We start from the raw sequence: 17829 nt of genomic DNA on the forward strand, positions 1-17829 counted from the left end.
CGACAAACATCGGGGCACTTTGGGATATTGATCCATCACAAAGTACAGCCAATAGAGCGTTCAACTTAGTCGACAAATACCCGCGCGTTGCGGAATAGGCGCATCCAGCCGGAATCTTCTTTCCACTCATCTGGATGCCAGCTATTGCTGACAGCTCGAGCAACACGCTCAGGATGCGGCATCATAATAGTCACGCGACCATCCTCAGAACACAGGGAGGTAATACCATTTACTGAGCCGTTGGGGTTGGCCGGATAGGTCTGGCTAATCTCACCTTTGTTATTCAGGTAGCGCATGGCAATAGTGCCGGAAGCTTCACACTGCTCCAGTGCCCGTTGGTTGGCAAATTCCACTCGGCCCTCACCATGGGCAACGGCAACCGGCATATAAGTACCCGCCATGCCTTTAAACAGTACTGAAGGGGAGTCCTCAATACCCACCAGGGCAAAGCGCGCTTCATATTGCTCTGACAGGTTGCGGACAAAGCGCGGCCAGTGGTCGGCTCCAGGAATCAGCTCTTTGATCACAGAGAACATCTGGCAACCGTTACACACCCCCAGGCCAAAGGTATCCTTGCGGTTAAAGAAGCCCTCAAACTGATCGCGAGCACGATCATTAAACAGGATGGTTTTAGCCCAACCCTCACCGGCACCGAGTACATCACCATAAGAGAAGCCACCACAGCCCACCAGGCCCTTGAACTCATCCAGGGCAACGCGGCCGGAGAGGACGTCACTCATATGTACGTCGATAGCATTAAAACCAGCGCGATGGAAGGAGTGCGCCATTTCCACCTGACTATTAACACCCTGCTCGCGCAACACGGCGACTTTTGGGTGAATACCTTTGGCGATATAAGGCGCACTGATATCTTCATTAATATCGAAGGTAAGATTTACTGACAGACCAGGATCTTCCTGAGTAATTGCGGCAAATTCCTGCTCGGCACAGTCGGCGTTATCGCGCAGGGACTGGACACGGAAGCTGGTTTCCGACCAGATCTGCTGCAACTCGGCACGAGCTCGATTGAAAATTTCCACACCATTATTGGTAATACACAGGTGCTCGTTGTTATTCAGGTAGCCGATCTGATGCGCCGGAACACCTACCGCGGCAAAGCGCTGTACCAGCATATCCGCTTCGCAGGCAGGGACTTGCAGTACTGCTCCCAACTCTTCACTGAACAGTGCGGCAATTGGGTCTTCGCCCAGTTCGTAAATTTCCACGTCCATACCCACACGGCCGGCAAAGATCATTTCCGCCAGGGTAGTGAACAGACCACCATCGGCGCGGTCGTGATAGGCCATGATCAGGTCTTCATTCAACGCCTGCTGCACCACCTCGAAGAAACCTTTCAGCTTCCTGGCGTCATCCAGGTCTGCGGGCTTGTCACCCAGCTCGTTGTAGACCTGCGCCAAGCAGGAACCGCCCAGGCGGTTTTTACCGGCGCCCAGATCGATCATCAGCAGCTCACTTTCGCCCTTGTCAGTACGCAGTTGTGGGGTAACGGTTTTGCGCACGTCAGTAACCGGGGTAAAGGCGGAAATTACCAGAGACAGGGGCGCGGTAACCGCCTTCTGCTCACCCTCTTCTTCCCAGGCAGTGCGCATAGACATGGAGTCCTTGCCCACCGGGATGGTAATACCCAGCTCAGGACACAGCTCCATACCTACCGCCTCTACTGTGCGATAGAGTTTTTCCTCTTCACCCGGATGGCCTGCAGCACACATCCAGTTGGCGGAGAGTTTGATATCAGAAAGCTGTTTCACCGGAGTACAAGCGATATTGGTAATCGCTTCACCCACTGCCAGGCGGCCAGAAGCCGGAGCATCCAGCAGAGCCACCGGGGTGCGCTCACCCATGGACATAGCTTCACCGGCATAACTGTCATAGGCGACGGTAGTCACAGCGCAGTCCGCCACCGGCACCTGCCAGGGACCGACCATCTGATCACGGGATACCTGGCCGGTTACCGTGCGGTCGCCGATAGTGATCAGGAAGCTCTTACTGGCCACAGTGGGCAGGCGCAGCACGCGTTCAGCAGCTTCATTCAGATCGATATCTGCGGTGGAAAACGTCTTGGTTTCAACCTTACGAATCTCTGCCTCGCGATGCATACGCGGCGGCTTGCCGAACAGCACAGACATCGGCAGATCCACCGGTTTGGATTCGAACTTGGTGTCGTTCAGCAGTAGGTGCTTGTCTTCAGTGGCTTCACCCACAACGGCAAAAGGTGCGCGTTCGCGCTCACAAATTTGCTCGAAGCGCTCCAGGTTTTCCGGCATTACCGCCAGTACGTAGCGTTCCTGGGATTCGTTACACCAGATTTCCAGCGGGCTCATACCCGGCTCATCGCAGGGCACATTGCGCAGCTCAAAGTTGCCGCCGGTGCCACCATCTTTTACCAGCTCAGGGAAGGCATTGGAAAGGCCACCCGCACCCACATCGTGGATAAAGGCGATGGGGTTTTTCTCACCCAGCTGCCAGCACTGGTCGATCACTTCCTGGCAGCGGCGCTCGATTTCCGGATTTTGGCGCTGTACAGAGGCGAAATCCAAATCCTCGGAGCTGGAACCGCTGGCCATACTGGAGGCAGCACCACCGCCGAGACCGATCAACATGGCCGGGCCACCCAATACTACCAGCTTGGCACCGGGGGAGAATTCAGGCTTGTCGATATGCTCTTCACGGATATTGCCGTAACCACCGGCGAGCATAATCGGCTTATGGTAGCCACGGCGCTCGCCATCAAAATTCTCTTCAAAGGTACGGAAGTAACCGCAGATATTCGGACGGCCAAACTCGTTGTTAAACGCGGCACCGCCGATGGGGCCCTCAATCATAATATCCAGGGCGGTAACGATGCGTTCGGGCTTACCGTAATTGGATTCCCAGGGCTGCTCCCAACCGGGGATCTGCAGGTTTGAAACGGTAAAGCCGGTCAGGCCCACTTTCGGCTTGGAGCCACGACCCACTGCACCCTCATCGCGAATTTCACCACCGGCACCGGTGCCGGCGCCGGGGAAAGGCGCAATTGCAGTCGGATGGTTGTGGGTCTCCACCTTCATCAGCATATGGATAGCTTCGTTGCTGAAGCTATATTCCTTGCTTTTTGGGTCGGGGTAAAAGCGCCCCGCTACATTGCCCGTTACAACCGCAGCGTTGTCAGAATAGGCAGACAGTACATTGTCGCCGCCCTTCTGATAGGTGTTTTTGATCATGCCGAACAGGGAGTGCGGCATTTCTTCGCCGTCGATAGTCCAGGAGGCATTAAAGATCTTGTGGCGACAGTGCTCGGAGTTCGCCTGGGCGAACATCATCAGCTCCACATCGGTGGGGTTGCGATCCAGTTCCTGAAAGCTGGTAAGCAGGTAATCAATTTCGTCTTCGGCAAGAGCCAGGCCCAGGGTGACATTGGCATCTTCCAGTGCCTCGCGACCACCGTCGAGGATATCCACACCGCGCAGTGGGCGGGGCTCTTCTTCAACAAACAGCTGTTGTGCTTGCTCAAAGTCGGCAAAGACCACCTCAACCATACGATCGTGCAGCTGTGAAGCCAGTGCCTGACGTTCAGCGTCAGTTAATTCCACGCCGGTAAGGTAGTATGCGATTCCCCGCTCCAGGCGATGGATTTTTGCCAGGCCGGTATTGTGGGCAATATCGGTGGCTTTGGAGGACCAGGGAGAAATAGTACCCGGACGCGGTGCCACCAGGATCAGTTCACCTTTCGGCTCGTGCTTTTCCTCAGTCGGACCATATTGGAGCAGCCGCTCAAGCAGCGCCATCTCCTTGTTATCCAGTGAGTCGCTATCTGCAAAGTGCACGAACTCGGCGTAGAGGTCGTCTATGGTCGGTTGCAGCGCGCGCAGTTGGTTGAGCAGTTTTTTATGGCGGAATTTCGACAGTGCGGGAGCACCACGCAGAACTAGCATTGCGGGAGGTTGCCTCTTGTCTGAATGAGAAAAAATGTGCGAAAGAAAGATCGCACAAGGCCCCGGAAATTTGAGAGGCGCAATTGTACCTGAAGCATCGCCACTCCAACACACCCGCCCGACACTTGAGTTCACATGAACTAAATAGCAATCAATATGTTCAAAAGGCGAACAAACTTATTACTGAATACGTGTTTAGCGAGAGGCGTAAAAAATTGCCTACAAAAGTCCAGAAGAGTTTTCAAGCGCACAGATCACAGTGTCCAAATGCCAAATTGGGCAGATTGTCGCCGAATAATGTAAAATTGGCGGACTGTGTCAGCTTTGGCCACAAAAGTCCTGGCGAACCGACCTTCACCAGGCCCTAGGCATAACAGCAATAAAACTAACGGACGAGCTAGAGGGGACAGCCTATGATGATGAGAAGCCGTGTGCTGCGCTATGTCCGCCGCCTGTTAAAAGGTCTGGCCATGTCATGCTGCGCCTCCCTATTGGTTGCCAGCAAAGCACCGAGCACTCTTGAGCGGATTAAGGCCTCTGGTGAGCTGGTTGTGCTGTCACAAAATGGCCCCACCACTTATTACGAGGATGCATCCGGCGCCCCTACCGGCTTTGAATATGGGATGTTGCGCGCCTTTGCCGAAGAACTCGGAGTTAAGCTGGTGATTCGCGACGTCCACGATTTAGACGATATGTTTGAGCGCCTGCGCGATCCCGAAGAGGGTGCACACTTCGCCGCCGCCGGCCTCACTGTCACCCCTGAGCGCCGTGAGCAGGTGCGCTTTGCCCCTTCCTATTTCGAAATCCGCCAGCAGGTTATATACCGCGTTGGCGAACAGCGCCCACGCAGGACCAGCGACCTGGAAGGCAAGACCGTCGCAGTAATCGCCGGCAGTGCCCACGCGGAGGAACTGAAAAAACTCTCCCAGCGCTACCCACTGTTAGATTGGGAAGAAGTGTCTGATGTGGATGCAATGGAGCTGGTAGAGATGGTACAGCAGGGCAAGTACAGCTACGCAGTAGTGGACTCCAATGCCTATGCCGTACACCGCGGTCTATATCCCAATACCGCCGTTGCTTTCAATCTCACCCAGTTCCAGCCGGTTTCCTGGGCATTCCCCAAGAGCGACGATGACAGCCTCTACCAGAGCGCACGTTTATTTATGTTGCGCGCCAATACTAACGGCATGATTGCGCAACTGCGCGAGGAATTCTTTGGCCATGTCAGCGACCTGAACGTCGGCGGCGCCCAGGCATTTGCCAAACGCAGCCGCGAGCGTTTGCCAAAATGGCGCGGAGCGATGCAGAAAGTGGCAGACCAGCATAACCTGGACTGGCATTTGTTGGCGGCGCTCAGTTACCAGGAATCCTACTGGAATCCCCGCGCTCGCTCCCGCACCGGAGTGCGTGGCCTGATGATGCTTACTCTGAATACCGCCAAAGATCTTGGAGTTAACCGGCTCAATCCCGAGGAGAGTATCGAGGGAGGGGCACGCTATATCGTACAAATTCGCAATAAACTACCTGAGCGCATTCGCGAGCCCGATAGAACTTGGATGGCGCTTGCCGCCTATAACGTGGGCTATGGCCACCTAGAGGACGCCCGTGTCCTCACTGAGCGCATGGGCCGCAACCCGGATCTGTGGCCTGATGTGCGCGACCATTTGCCACTATTGGCCAAGCGCCAGTACTACAAGACTACCAAGCATGGCTATGCGCGTGGCTGGGAGCCGGTAACCTATGTGCAGAATATCCGCCATTACCAGGCCCTGCTGAGTTGGAGCAGCCGTATTGAGGAGCAGCGCCTGGCCGCAGCCAATGATGAAAATCGCGAGATTCTCGCTAATGGTAGCGCAATAGAAGCCGAAGCTAGCGCAGCTCCGGCACTCTAACCCGCACGGACTAATTCCCGCCAACCGTCTGGCAGAAAAGATAAATCCCCTGGCTCATCAATATCTGCCAGCGCCTCAAGGCGCTGGCAGCTCATTCCACACTCCCAAAGTCTATCCAGAGTCTGTCGAGCAACAACCTCAGTACTCCAGTGAATATCTTCAAACAGCCGCGCCTGTATTTCCTTAAGTCCTAGTAGCGTATAACCACCGTCTTTTGCCGGATACATTACCGAATCGGACACCTGCAGCCCTTCTGCAGCAGCTCGCAAACGCCGCGCGGTAAGGGATGGACAGTCGGTGCCAAGCAACAGGAGTCCCTGTCCCAGTGCCCGTGCATTCCCGGTAGCATGCCATAGGCGTTGACCAAGATTGCCCTGGGACTGGCCATAAACGGAGACCCCAGCAGGCAATGGGAAGTCCTGCCAAAAGGCGATAGACGGGTCAGGTGCCACATGCAGCTCCACAGGTCCCAGCTCAGCCCTCACACACTCTTCGAGGGTATGGTACAACAACCTCTCCGCCAGCCTCGCCGCTCCCTGCTCACCCAGTGCAGGAATTAGGCGGGTCTTGGCGTAGCCAGCCAGTGGTGCCTTGGCCATCACAACGAGGCGTATACCTTTTCTCGAAAGACTATTCATAACGCTTGGCCAAGGATTTCGCAGGCACACCGCGCCAATAATCGAAACGCAAACGCCACATCAATAATACCGTTCGCAATACACCAAATTTTTGCCAGCGGCGACCAGATGTTGAGACTTTTTGATGAAGGCAATATGGCCGGGCAATTTTTACTAATTGCCTGCTCAATTCGACATCCTCCATCAATGGCTGCCTGGCAAATCCTCCTATTTTTTCAAAAAGAGAACGCCGAACAAAAATTGCCTGGTCGCCAGTGGCGATACCACTTAGACGCGAGCGCCAATTAATCATGGTGGAAATCAGGGGAAACCAAAAACTTTCACCATCAATACGAATATTAAAACGGCCCCACTCGGCCCCCTGTGCCACTGCTGAAGCAACAGCACTCAAGGCATCCTGGGGCAAACGTGTATCCGCATGTAAAAATAGCAGCCAGTTCCCACAGGCAACGGCCGCACCGGCGTTCATTTGCGAAGCCCGGCCGCGCAGAGAGGAAATTACCTGGAGCCCCTCCTTAGTAGCAATTTCCACACTACCATCAGTGCTACCCCCATCCACCAGGATAATTTCACAGCTGGTGGATGCCTCGAGTTCTTTTAACTGCACAATTAAATCAGGCAGTTGCTCTCGCTCATTCAGTAGCGGAACTACAACAGAGTACTGCACTAACCTCGTCTCCAGCGATGGAACACTTCGAGCCAACGCAACAACCTCTTGGGTGCATGGGCTCGCTTCCAGTTTCCTGCAACAAATTTATTGGCTTCAGTCATAGTCGGATAGATATGAATGGTCGATAGAATTTTATTCAGCCCCAAACCCTGCTTCATAGCGAATACAAACTCGGCTATAAGCTCCGCTGCATTTTCACTAACAATGGAGACTCCCAATATTTTATCTTTACCCGGTACCGTAAGTACTTTAATAAAACCCCGGGCCGCGCCATCCACAATTGCGCGATCCAGGTCATCAAGATTGTAACGAGTAACCTCATAGGCGATATTGCGCTGCTTGGCCTCATGCTCACTAAGCCCCACACTGGCCACTTCAGGATCAATAAATATTGCCCAAGGTACCAGTGAGTAATCCACAGCAAATTTCTTAATATCGCCAAAAAGGCCATTCACCGCAGCATACCAAGCTTGGTGCGCAGCCATATGGGTAAACTGGAAAGGGCCCGCGAGATCCCCAGCTGCAAGAATATGGGGGTAACGAGTGCGCAGGAAGGCATCCGTTGGCAGCTTGCCATCCTGCAGTAAATCCAGTTTTTCCAGCCCGAACCCTTTGGTCCGGGCGCGCCTGCCAAGTGCCAGGATAACTTCGTCAAATGTCACCTGTGTTTCACCCTCGGCATTACGCAAATTTAATATGCCCTCTCGACGATCTTCACTTCCACTAAAAGAGACCGCCTCATGCCCAGTGAGAAGGCGAACCCCTTCAGATTCCAATGCCAGGGAAACGGTCTTCGATACTTCGTGATCCTCCTGGGGGAGTAAACGTTCATCCCGCTCAATCAAGGTAACCCTTGACCCCAAGCGGGTGAATGCCTGGGCCAATTCACAACCGATGGCACCACCTCCCAGTAATACCAATCTATGCGGTGCCGTATCCAACTGAGCAAACCTATCCCAGAGTGTTTCGCTTGTCAGATAATTGACCGTGTCGAGGCCGGGGAATGGTGGCACCGTAGGTTCAGCACCAGTAGCCAGAATAATGGCACGTCCACGTAGGGACCTTTCACCACCACTATTCAAGGTAATATCGACTGTCCAAGGATCTACTAATCGCGCGTACCCTTTTATTACTTCCACACCGAGATCTGAATAACGCTCCACGCTATCGTGAGGCTCAATCTGCTGGATGGATTCCCGTACATGACGCATCACGCCAGGAAAATCAATCTTCGGTTCCGGCAGGCCCACACCAAAATTACTTGCAGTACGCGCAGAGTGCGCCACACGAGCACACTTAATCAGCGCCTTACTGGGCACGCAGCCGGTATTCAGGCAGTCCCCACCCATATTTCCCGACTCAATTAAAGTCACCTTGGCCTTTACCGCCGCAGAAATGTATGCGCTCACTAACCCTGCAGCGCCAGCACCAATAACAATAATATTGCGATCAAACTTTTTGGGCTTTCTCATTGGAGTCACTCACTTGGCCTCGCGGCGACGTTTAAGCCAGTTGAGGAAGTATTTTGCCAACAGAGGGAAAATGCCCAGCAGGGCAAAAGACAACAATAGTTGCGGGGAGGTGATATCCTTGAGATTTTCTATGCGCGCAAGCTGGGTCCCAGCATTAACATAGACTATGGTCCCGGCGAGCATGCCTAACTGGCTCACCCAATAAAATGTCCAGACTCGAAGATGGGTTAACCCCATCAGAATATTGATCAGAAAAAATGGAAAAATGGGCACAAGACGCAAGGCAAAAAGATAAAAAGCGCCCTCCCGCTCAATACCGCTATTTACAACCTGCAGGCGTGCAGCAAACCTCTCCTGAACATAATCACGAAATAAATAACGGGCCATCAGGAACGCCAGGGTGGCGCCAATACTTGAGGCAAAAGACACAATGACAGTGCCCCACAGCAAACCAAAAATAGCGCCCGCGGCAATAGTGAGAATGGCCGCACCGGGTAAGGATAAACCGGTCACCAAAATATAAAAAACAAGAAACAGGAAGCTCACCAAAAATGGCGAAGAGGCTTTCCATTGCTGAAACTGCTCACCGCCATCCTGTAGTTTTTCCAGGCTCAGCCACTGATTTAAATCAAATACATAAAAGGCGATCACCAATGCAGCAATAAAGGCTAACAGCAGAATTTTCTTACCCACGCACTTCTGCCCTCCACTCCCTAATTCTTTTTACGTTATAGAGCGCCACCACAACTGCTGCCCTGTCCGGCAGTGCAGCCGTAGCAGTGATCAGCCACACAGATTGCTGAACCCTTTAGGTCTGCTTCGAGCAGGTCACGTAGGTGCAGTCGGCCTGGCACAGGGATATTCAACTGCTGATTAAAGTCACAGTCATATAGATTTCCCTGCCAGTCGACACTCACCAAGTTGCGACACATCACCCCCTCAAGGTTAGACGCAGAGTAGCTCTCCCTAAGTAGCCTCATATAGTCTTTAAACTGCCCTTTGGAAATCAGCATGGAACCAAAGCGCTTGATCGGCATATTAGCGAGGGCAAACAGTTGATTAAATTCAATTCCGAAATACGCTGCCAATTCCCTGCGATAGTCCGCCTCAAGAGCCCCCTGCTCCGGGGGCAAAAAAGCGCCCTGGGGGTTATAAACCAAGTTGAGTTGAAGACCAGTCCCCGATTTACCATAGCCCAAAGCATTCAACTTTTGCAGCCCGGCAATACTTTTATCGAAAACACCTTTTCCCCGCTGTTTATCGACATTTTCCATGGAGTAGCAAGGTAATGAGGCAACCACTTCTACACCGTTCCGCGCGAGAAACTCGGCAGTATCTTGCTGCCCAGACTCAAACAATACGGTGAGATTACAGCGGTCTATCACATGCACATCCAGCGCACGTGCAGCTTCCACTAAAGACCTAAACCCGCTGTGAAGCTCTGGTGCACCGCCAGTAACATCCAGGGTGCGAACACCTCTGACTTTAATAACGCCCAATAGTAATTCCAGATTGTCGTCCGACATCATCTCGGTACGATTGGGGCCCGCATTCACATGGCAGTGCACGCAGCTTTGGTTACAACGATAACCAATATTAACTTGCAGAGTTTCAATTGTTTCCCGGCGGATCGCCGGGAAGTCCGATATTTCCAGTAACGGCAGTGTTTCGTGCATTCGACTCAGTGCTCCACTTCTTCAAGCACTGGTTCTGTCGGCGCAAGTAGCGTCTTTATTACAGCTTGTTTTTCTTCCGGCATGGCATCTACAGGTGTCACCAGCCCGCTCGCCAGTGCAGTGTGGGCAGCGGATTCAGGTTGTTCAGTACCGAGCAGGCGAATAGCCTCTGCGGCAATCTTTTGAGCACGGGCAGCATTTTGCTGCAAATTGGCGATAGCTACATCTGCAGTCACCGCCTCTTCCCGGGGATGCCAACAATCATAATCCGTTGCCATAGCGAGAGTTGCATAGGCAATTTGCGCCTCGCGGGCGAGTTTTGCCTCGGGCATATTGGTCATTCCGATCACCGATGCATTCATACTGCGATACCAGTGCGACTCGGCGCGGGTGGAAAACTGGGGACCCTCGATGCAGATATAGCTACCGCCCCGGTGTAACCTAATTGGCTCTCCATCCTGTGTTGTGGCAAACGCCCGCGCCAGGCTATCCGCCACAGCGGGGCATACGGGATCGGCCATGGAAACATGGGCTACAGCACCATCGCCAAAGAAAGTGCCCTCCCGCTTGCGGGTCATATCGATAAACTGGTCTGGGATCAGCATATCCAGCGGACGCACCTCTTCCTGCAAAGAGCCTACAGCGGAGAGCGAAAGGATATAACGCACGCCCAACTGGCGCAGTGCATGGATATTTGCCCGATAAGGCACCTGGGAGGGAATCAGGCGATGGCCGCGTCCATGACGGGCAAGGAAAGCAACAGGAATGCCCTGAAGCTTGCCGCAGACAATCGGGTCCGAAGTGCTGCCAAAGGGAGTGTCCACCTGAACCTCCTCCGCCTCAGTTAGCCCCTGCATCCCATAAAGACCGCTGCCCCCGATAACGCCAATTAAAGCCCTAGCCATGTTCACTCCTAAACAGTTGGTTTTTCCGCAGTATAGGAGTGCTCGCAGGTCGTGTATATCACTGACATGTAAACAAAAATGAAGCTCTTACGTTAAGCAATTAAACCGGACAGGCTTAGCTTAGGAGCCCTCTCTTCCATAGGATTACTTCATAGATTGCATCCAGACAGAGAAGTACCCGGTGTACATTAACTAATCAATCGACTATATTTACCAGGGTATAAATATTTTACCCTGGTAAATAAAGGGGGCACCTTGGCTATCGACTATATCGCTATCGACGAGCAACGAATCATCGCACGGGGAAAACTGGAAATAATTGTTCGCCGAGTAAAAGATATGGGCGCGACACATGAACCGATTATCTTCGAAACGGAAAGCTGTAAACGGGTTGAAGTAGATTGGCACGGTGATATAGAGGAAGTAGTGGCAAAGCTAAACACTGATACACCCCTACCAAAAACCAGACGCGGACGTCCCAAATTAGGCGTTACCTCCAAGGAGGTTACCCTGCTTCCCAACCACTGGGAGTGGCTGAGCCAGCAGCCCGGTGGCGCTTCTGTTACTCTTCGCAAGTTGGTTGAGCAAGCGCAAAAACATGTTTCGCTCGAAGAGCGTATCTCTACAAAACAGCAGCAATTGGATAGCTTTTTGCTACTGGTTGCCGGAGATACCCCGGGCTTCGAGGAAGCCAGTCGTGCTCTATATAGAAACAGCAAAATCAGTTTTAAAAAAGCCATCCACTCCTGGCCAGGTGACCTCAAACAGCTTTTGCTAATCAAATTTAATGAAATCGCGGAAATGCACAGCGGTAATTTGTAAAACGGACTTACTATGACTCAACAACAAGACAATGTATTTGTTAGCGGTGCCTTGCTGCCAGTTTTCTTTAAGACAGCAGCGCCGATTATTCTGATTATGCTGGTAAACGGTTCGTTTACCTTGCTGGATGCCTACTTTCTAGGGGAATACGTAGGAGCCGAGGCGTTAGCGGCAGTGACTTTAACATTCCCAATGTTTATGTTGCTGATAGCGCTATCTTCATTAATTTCCAGTGGCTACTCTAGTGTACAGGCCAGGTTACTCGGCGCAGGAGAGAAAGATAAGGCGAGGCAGGCATTTTCCCAGGCAGTTACATTGGCACTGGCTGTTTGCGCTGTATTGATGTTGCTATTTGTTGCCGGAGGCAAACCATTAACATTATTAGTAGCCAACGGCTCAGAAGATCTAGCGGAGATGGGGTACACCTATCTATCGATATTAATCTTTCTATCTCCAATCCAGTTTATCGGCTCAGTGAATTCCGATACATTGCGATGTGAAGGGCAACTATCCCTAATGGCCATGGTTTCCCTTTCATCGGTAATGCTCAATATTGTGTTCAACTATATTTTTATTGCGCATTTGGAGATGGGTGTGGCCGGTTCTGCTTATGGCACCGCCCTGGCCCAGGCAATCGCCCTTATGATCGTGGCTGGCTATCGCTATTACGGCCGCAGCACGGTGATCGATACACAAATTATCCGGCTCTCACACAAACGAGATTTCTGGCCTGAGTACCTATCTTTGGGCTTACCATCCAGCCTGAGTTACATCGGTATCTCACTCACATCCATAGCCGTAATTTTCAGTATCCAGACCTGGGGCGGCGACAACTACGATGCGACCGTTGGTGCCTACGGTATCACCACCCGTATTATGACCTTTATCTTCCTGCCGCTACTCGGACTAAGCCAGGCATTTCAGACCTTGATTGGCAATAATGTTGGCGCTAAAAGTTGGTCCCGTGCCGATAGCAGCATCAATATCGCCCTGACAATAGCATTCGCTTACTGTCTGGCGTTACAGCTCGGTGTGCTAATACTGAAAGGCTCATTGGGAGCCCTGTTTGTCAACGACCAGCAAATTATTGAAGAAGTTGCGCGTATCCTTCCGATGATGACGCTGGTTTATTTTTTAGCAGGACCACTGATGATGATCAGCACATTTTTTCAGGCTATCGGCGATGCCAAACGTGCGGCCATTCTTGGGCTGACAAAGACCTACATTTTTGTATTGCCGCTAATTTTAGTTTTACCGCTGATATTCGGTGAAGTGGGGATATGGTATGCGGGGCCAGTCGCAGAGGTGATGCTACTTACTTTAACAGTTATCATCCTTTATCAACGGGGGCGTAACCACGGGCACAAATATGGTTTGTATAGTGCGCGAGAAATATCTGGCTAAGTTCATTCAGCCCAATCTGTTAATTTATCTAAAGCGCCACTTAAACTGCAACCTACCGACCCAGTCGAGTCAACGCTGTAGTGACACACTAAATATGGCCACCGAGCGGGGAAGCCTGTAATGAATACTATCCATGATAATACCCCTTTTTTTGTATGTATGTACAATACTAAATGGGCTGATCACAGATGTAAAAGCCCGAATTATAGAGCCATGGCTGATATCCACAGAAAATTTACCTTAACTGACTGATTTAATTGTGGGTAAAATGTGTTCAAGAGCGAGCGGTAGACCCAAGTGACACAAGCCTATTGCTCACTATCACCGGTTACTATTTGATCGAGAATCTATGACCTACTGTAAATAATGGCTTTTCTGCAGAGCTTGAAGGGCGCATTTTAGAAATAGCGGCCAAATGGATAGTGAGCCACCGGCTCTTTAATAACCTCTTATGAATCACAAGGATTTGGAAGATGGGTGAATTTATAGATAACTATGTTAGTCACTGTCAGAATTTCGATGAACTCTTAGGCGAACAGTCATTTACTCTTGATGAATGTTACGAATGCTATACGCCCTTTAGTAGATTGCAGCGCAAGTTTGCCGAAGAGTCGCCGCACATATATAGCCAAGAGGTCATACTTCCAAACGGTGAGCTTTCAAGCGTAATTAGGCAGGCAGAGCATTTAAACTTAGACGGTAAGGTTATAGCTGTTTTTGGCGTATTCGCTGTGACAGATAAAGGAATAGAATGCTTGAGTCACGACTACTTTATATCTAAACACAGATATAATGAAGATGACTGGGATTCCCATATGCAGTCCAAAACGTGGGTAAAAATTGAAGATTTTAAGGCAGCACTAGAGCACGGTAGATCATTGGCATAAATTCATAACAGAGGTAAGCAACATCAACAACGCAAAAAAACGCTACCTGGACGGCCTACGCTTAGCTTCGGCCGCCGTTGCTACCGGCGATATTTTGAGAGAGATACATGGCCCTCACGAGTAATGATGAACTAGTTTTTCAGCTTTTGTTCAAAGCTTTGGAAAACAATAAAAGTATTCACCTTAATATTGTATGGGCAACAATTGGTTTACAGGTTGCGGCTATAGGCTGGCTAATATCGTCGGAACAAGCTCGCAACTTTATTAGCCACGCAAAAAGGCTCAAAGTTGCTAGCCTTTCTACAATATTAATAATCGCATTTGCTCATTACTTCATGATTTTTGATACGGTAACTACTTCGTCAGAAGTTATACGCGCGATTGAAGAGAATCACCACTTCATAGCATTGTCAGAAAATTCGCCAAATATACTTTCATACTACTCATTGAACACAAATAAAGTGATCGCTCGGGCGGCTTTTACTTTCATATTGTTCTTTTATTTATGTGTTCTAGTTTGCACAGCAAAAAATATAACAAAGCGCTCAAGCGGGCGTGGCAGAGCCACGTCCGCTTAGCTTGGCGCTAAGTTTTACCTAATCACCACCTACTCTAAGCTAACTTTCAGCAACCTTTCCGCCATCGGTGGTATGCGAAGCGAGACAAAAATAAGCCGGGGAATTAGCGCTGACATATCAAACCTTTGATTAAACCGATATTGAAATTCAGCCAAATAACGCTGCGCATATTTCATCCTAATCGCATGGTAGGTGCTACGCAGAGCACTCTTTAAATTACCGAGCGCAGTATTCACCCAATAAAATTCAGGTTCATCAAGAGAAGCCCGACCGCCACCACAAACAATCTTGTCGTGCGCACAGCCTGCGTCTTTCAAAGCGTTGAAGCACCCAAGACCATCGGAGATTACTGTGCTACCGCTACATAGATGCTTCTTGCTCCACGTAGAGATTTCTCTGTTCTTGGAGCCTTTGACAACAGAGAGCTTGATACGGGTGGGGCGCCCTTCCTTGGTGGTTTCGACGGCAGCTACAAAGGGGCTTTTGCCTTTGGCTCCGCGGCCAGGCTTGCATCCAGTACGTTCTCGGCGTCAATCAATTCAACGAAGCCAGACAGCTTGTATTGGTAGTCTCGTTCCATCATCACTTGCATAAGTTTCTGCTTCATACGCCAAGCTGTGTTGTAAGAGATACCCAAATGACGTGACAACTCCACACAAGAAATGCCTTTTTTATCCTGAGTGATGAGAAAAATCCCGAGGAACCAAGTAGTAAGGGTTAACTTTGTGGAGTCGAAGATTGTACGAGAAGTGACCGACGTTTAACGTCGACACCGATTGCACTGTTTGAGCTTGCGATAAGACATGTCGTGTCCGCAGTGAGGGCAACAGAAGCCGTTTGGCCAACGCCATTGGTAGAGCGCGTTGAAGCACTGCTCTTCACTTCCATATTCTTTAAGGAATTCGGTCAAACTAATGCCTTCTGAAACTGCACCTTGTTGCGAGCCATGGTGGATTTCCTTACAGATCAAACAGGTAACTGTATTTATATGCAGCTACCTGTGACTTAGCAAGAGTGATAATTAGAAACAACTATGATTCATACCTACCAAGATTGCAGGAAGAGAAGCAGTCTAAATGCAAGACTTAAAATCGCCCCAGTTGACGCTGTAGGATTTATCATATTACTAATCGCTTGCCTGATCCTTGTCGGATAAGACCTTACCAATCACTCGTATCGAGTGTCGCAAGTAGGACGGTGTGAAAAAATACATTTCAATGTTTTTAATTTTTTCACGAATAAACTATGTGAAGTGTACACCTGGTTAGAAATGCGTATAAAATCAGTAATGGATCAGCGGGCACTCGCTCTATTGCCAAAATAGTGGCACAAAGTAAAACTCCCCTCAGTCGCTACTGGGCGCGCCGACGGATAAAATTAATGCGCTTGTAAAGTGCTCAACCGCCATCTCACACATACCAAAAGGTGGAACAGCCGTATACCGACATCCCAAACCGATTAATTCAAGAGTTTGATATTTCTCAGCCCCAAACAGCATGGGCGGGTCACATTACATATATTTGGACTCGCACTTTCTGGCCATATTTGCCGGTGACTTTTGATTTTTTCGTGTAATCCTGTGGGGTGGTCGCTTTCGTTACGGCTAATCTGAAGGAAATCTATATTGCGTCTAATGAACCAGAAGCACAGTTAGGGCGAGAGCGCTTTGCCGATAAGAGCGGTGACCCATACCCGAAGATCAGTAAGTCCTGGCCAAAGGACAGGCCAAAGTTCTTCATGCCATTTGAGTATCCACCCAAGATTCATGAAGTGATTTATACAACGAATGCGATAGAGCCCCTCAATAACGTCATTCACAAAGCTACCAAGTTGCACAAAGTGTTCCCACCTAATAATTCAACGATGAAGGTGGTATACCTGGCAGTGCAAGCTGCCTTAAAAAAATGAACGATACCAATTCGAAACTGAAAGCCGGTATTAAACCGATTTATGATCGAATTTGGCGGGCAAATGGCTGATTACCAAAATTCAGCTGACAAGAGCGGTTACATTTATCTCAAATAAAAAAGGCCGCTTCGAAAGAAGCAGCCTTCTCACTGATAGAAAGTTTACCGGCTATTACCAGCCAGTAATTTCCTTCAGAGCGTCGCCGATCTGAGCCAGGGAGCGCACGGTTTTAACACCAGCGTCTTCCAGAGCAGCGAATTTCTCGTCAGCGGTGCCTTTACCACCGGAGATGATCGCACCCGCGTGACCCATACGCTTGCCGGGAGGAGCCGTTACACCAGCGATGTAGGAAACTACCGGCTTGGTAACATTTTCCTTGATGTAAGCAGCCGCTTCTTCTTCAGCAGTACCGCCGATCTCACCGATCATAACGATCGCTTCGGTTTGCGGATCGTTCTGGAACATTTCCAGAATATCGATGAAGTTGGAGCCCGGGATGGGGTCGCCACCGATGCCCACACAGGTGGACTGGCCAAAGCCGTAGTCGGTAGTTTGCTTAACCGCTTCATAGGTCAGGGTACCGGAACGGGAAACGATGCCCACTTTGCCCGGCTTATGGATATGACCCGGCATAATACCGATCTTGCACTCACCCGGAGTGATAACACCCGGGCAGTTCGGGCCGATCAGGCGTACGCCCAGTTCGTCGCACTTCACTTTAGCGTCTAGCATATCCAGGGTCGGGATACCTTCGGTGATACAAACGATCAGTTTGATACCAGCGTTGGCCGCTTCCAGGATGGAGTCCTTACAGAAAGGCGCAGGTACGTAAATTACGGAAGCTTCAGCACCGGTCGCTTCTACCGCTTCTTTCACGGTGTTAAATACCGGCAGGCCCAGGTGAGTCTGGCCGCCTTTACCCGGAGTTACACCACCAACCATCTTGGTGCCGTAAGCAATCGCTTGCTCGGAGTGGAAAGTACCCTGGGAGCCAGTGAAGCCCTGACAGATTACTTTAGTGTCTTTGTTAATCAATACTGACATG

General features: G+C 50.6%; 14 protein-coding genes and 1 pseudogene. 6 read left to right on the forward strand and 9 right to left on the reverse strand.

Annotation, left to right across the window (positions count from 1 at the left end):
* Nucleotides 1–65: 65 nt before the first annotated feature.
* On the reverse strand, nt 66–3932 hold the full coding sequence (purL, locus tag ACCI49_RS12955; RefSeq protein WP_371839435.1) for a phosphoribosylformylglycinamidine synthase: 3867 nt from the start codon (nt 3930–3932) through the stop codon (nt 66–68).
* Between the two features lie 413 nt (nt 3933–4345).
* Here purL and mltF point away from each other — a divergent pair, with 413 nt between their 5' ends.
* Nucleotides 4346–5824, forward strand: a complete 1479-nt coding sequence (gene mltF / locus ACCI49_RS12960; protein WP_371839436.1) for a membrane-bound lytic murein transglycosylase MltF — start codon at nt 4346–4348, stop codon at nt 5822–5824.
* Here mltF and ACCI49_RS12965 read toward each other — a convergent pair.
* Genes ACCI49_RS12965 through mtnP form a run of 6 tightly spaced genes read right to left on the reverse strand, consistent with a single transcriptional unit; the run spans nt 5821 to nt 11185 of the window.
* On the reverse strand, nt 5821–6462 hold the full coding sequence (locus ACCI49_RS12965; protein WP_371839437.1) for a TIGR04282 family arsenosugar biosynthesis glycosyltransferase: 642 nt from the start codon (nt 6460–6462) through the stop codon (nt 5821–5823). The two genes, mltF and ACCI49_RS12965, sit on opposite strands and share 4 nt — an antisense overlap.
* Nucleotides 6455–7129: a TIGR04283 family arsenosugar biosynthesis glycosyltransferase gene (locus tag ACCI49_RS12970; protein ID WP_371839438.1), complete on the reverse strand. Its 675-nt coding sequence runs from the start codon at nt 7127–7129 to the stop codon at nt 6455–6457. The genes ACCI49_RS12965 and ACCI49_RS12970 overlap by 8 nt, the downstream gene beginning before the upstream one ends.
* Nucleotides 7129–8604, reverse strand: coding sequence for a dihydrolipoyl dehydrogenase family protein (locus tag ACCI49_RS12975; protein WP_371839439.1), 1476 nt, complete (start codon nt 8602–8604; stop codon nt 7129–7131). The genes ACCI49_RS12970 and ACCI49_RS12975 overlap by 1 nt, the downstream gene beginning before the upstream one ends.
* Nucleotides 8605–8613: 9 nt before the next feature.
* Nucleotides 8614–9297: a TVP38/TMEM64 family protein gene (locus ACCI49_RS12980; RefSeq protein ID WP_371839440.1), complete on the reverse strand. Its 684-nt coding sequence runs from the start codon at nt 9295–9297 to the stop codon at nt 8614–8616.
* Nucleotides 9298–9332: 35 nt separating this feature from the next.
* Nucleotides 9333–10280: an arsenosugar biosynthesis radical SAM (seleno)protein ArsS gene (arsS, locus tag ACCI49_RS12985; protein WP_371839441.1), complete on the reverse strand. Its 948-nt coding sequence runs from the start codon at nt 10278–10280 to the stop codon at nt 9333–9335.
* Nucleotides 10281–10285: 5 nt separating this feature from the next.
* A complete protein-coding gene (mtnP, locus tag ACCI49_RS12990) occupies nt 10286–11185 on the reverse strand; it encodes an S-methyl-5'-thioadenosine phosphorylase (RefSeq protein ID WP_371839442.1) in 900 nt (299 codons plus the stop codon).
* Nucleotides 11186–11440: 255 nt separating this feature from the next.
* On the opposite strand from mtnP, the gene ACCI49_RS12995 reads away from it, so the two are divergent.
* The 4 genes from ACCI49_RS12995 (at nt 11441) to ACCI49_RS13010 (ending at nt 14876) form a co-directional block, all read left to right on the forward strand.
* Nucleotides 11441–12007 (forward strand): DUF2239 family protein, encoded by a 567-nt coding sequence (locus ACCI49_RS12995; RefSeq protein WP_371839443.1) that lies wholly within the window; start codon nt 11441–11443, stop codon nt 12005–12007.
* A 12-nt stretch (nt 12008–12019) separates the two neighbouring features.
* On the forward strand, nt 12020–13411 hold the full coding sequence (locus ACCI49_RS13000; RefSeq protein ID WP_371839444.1) for an MATE family efflux transporter: 1392 nt from the start codon (nt 12020–12022) through the stop codon (nt 13409–13411).
* 473 nt (nt 13412–13884) lie between these two features.
* On the forward strand, nt 13885–14298 hold the full coding sequence (locus tag ACCI49_RS13005) for a hypothetical protein (RefSeq protein ID WP_371839445.1): 414 nt from the start codon (nt 13885–13887) through the stop codon (nt 14296–14298).
* Between the two features lie 107 nt (nt 14299–14405).
* Nucleotides 14406–14876 (forward strand): hypothetical protein, encoded by a 471-nt coding sequence (locus ACCI49_RS13010; protein ID WP_371839446.1) that lies wholly within the window; start codon nt 14406–14408, stop codon nt 14874–14876.
* 29 nt (nt 14877–14905) lie between these two features.
* Here the strand turns inward: ACCI49_RS13010 and ACCI49_RS13015 are convergent.
* Nucleotides 14906–15824: pseudogene (locus tag ACCI49_RS13015) on the reverse strand (IS1595 family transposase).
* Nucleotides 15825–16460: 636 nt separating this feature from the next.
* Between ACCI49_RS13015 and ACCI49_RS13020 the strand changes: the two are divergent.
* Nucleotides 16461–16784, forward strand: coding sequence for a transposase (locus tag ACCI49_RS13020; protein WP_371839447.1), 324 nt, complete (start codon nt 16461–16463; stop codon nt 16782–16784).
* 171 nt (nt 16785–16955) lie between these two features.
* Here ACCI49_RS13020 and sucD read toward each other — a convergent pair whose 3' ends face one another.
* Nucleotides 16956–17828: a succinate--CoA ligase subunit alpha gene (gene sucD / locus ACCI49_RS13025; RefSeq protein ID WP_371839448.1), complete on the reverse strand. Its 873-nt coding sequence runs from the start codon at nt 17826–17828 to the stop codon at nt 16956–16958.
* Nucleotide 17829 lies beyond the last annotated feature (1 nt).

Source organism: Microbulbifer epialgicus (genome assembly GCF_041447265.1).
Lineage (GTDB): Bacteria > Pseudomonadota > Gammaproteobacteria > Pseudomonadales > Cellvibrionaceae > Microbulbifer > Microbulbifer epialgicus.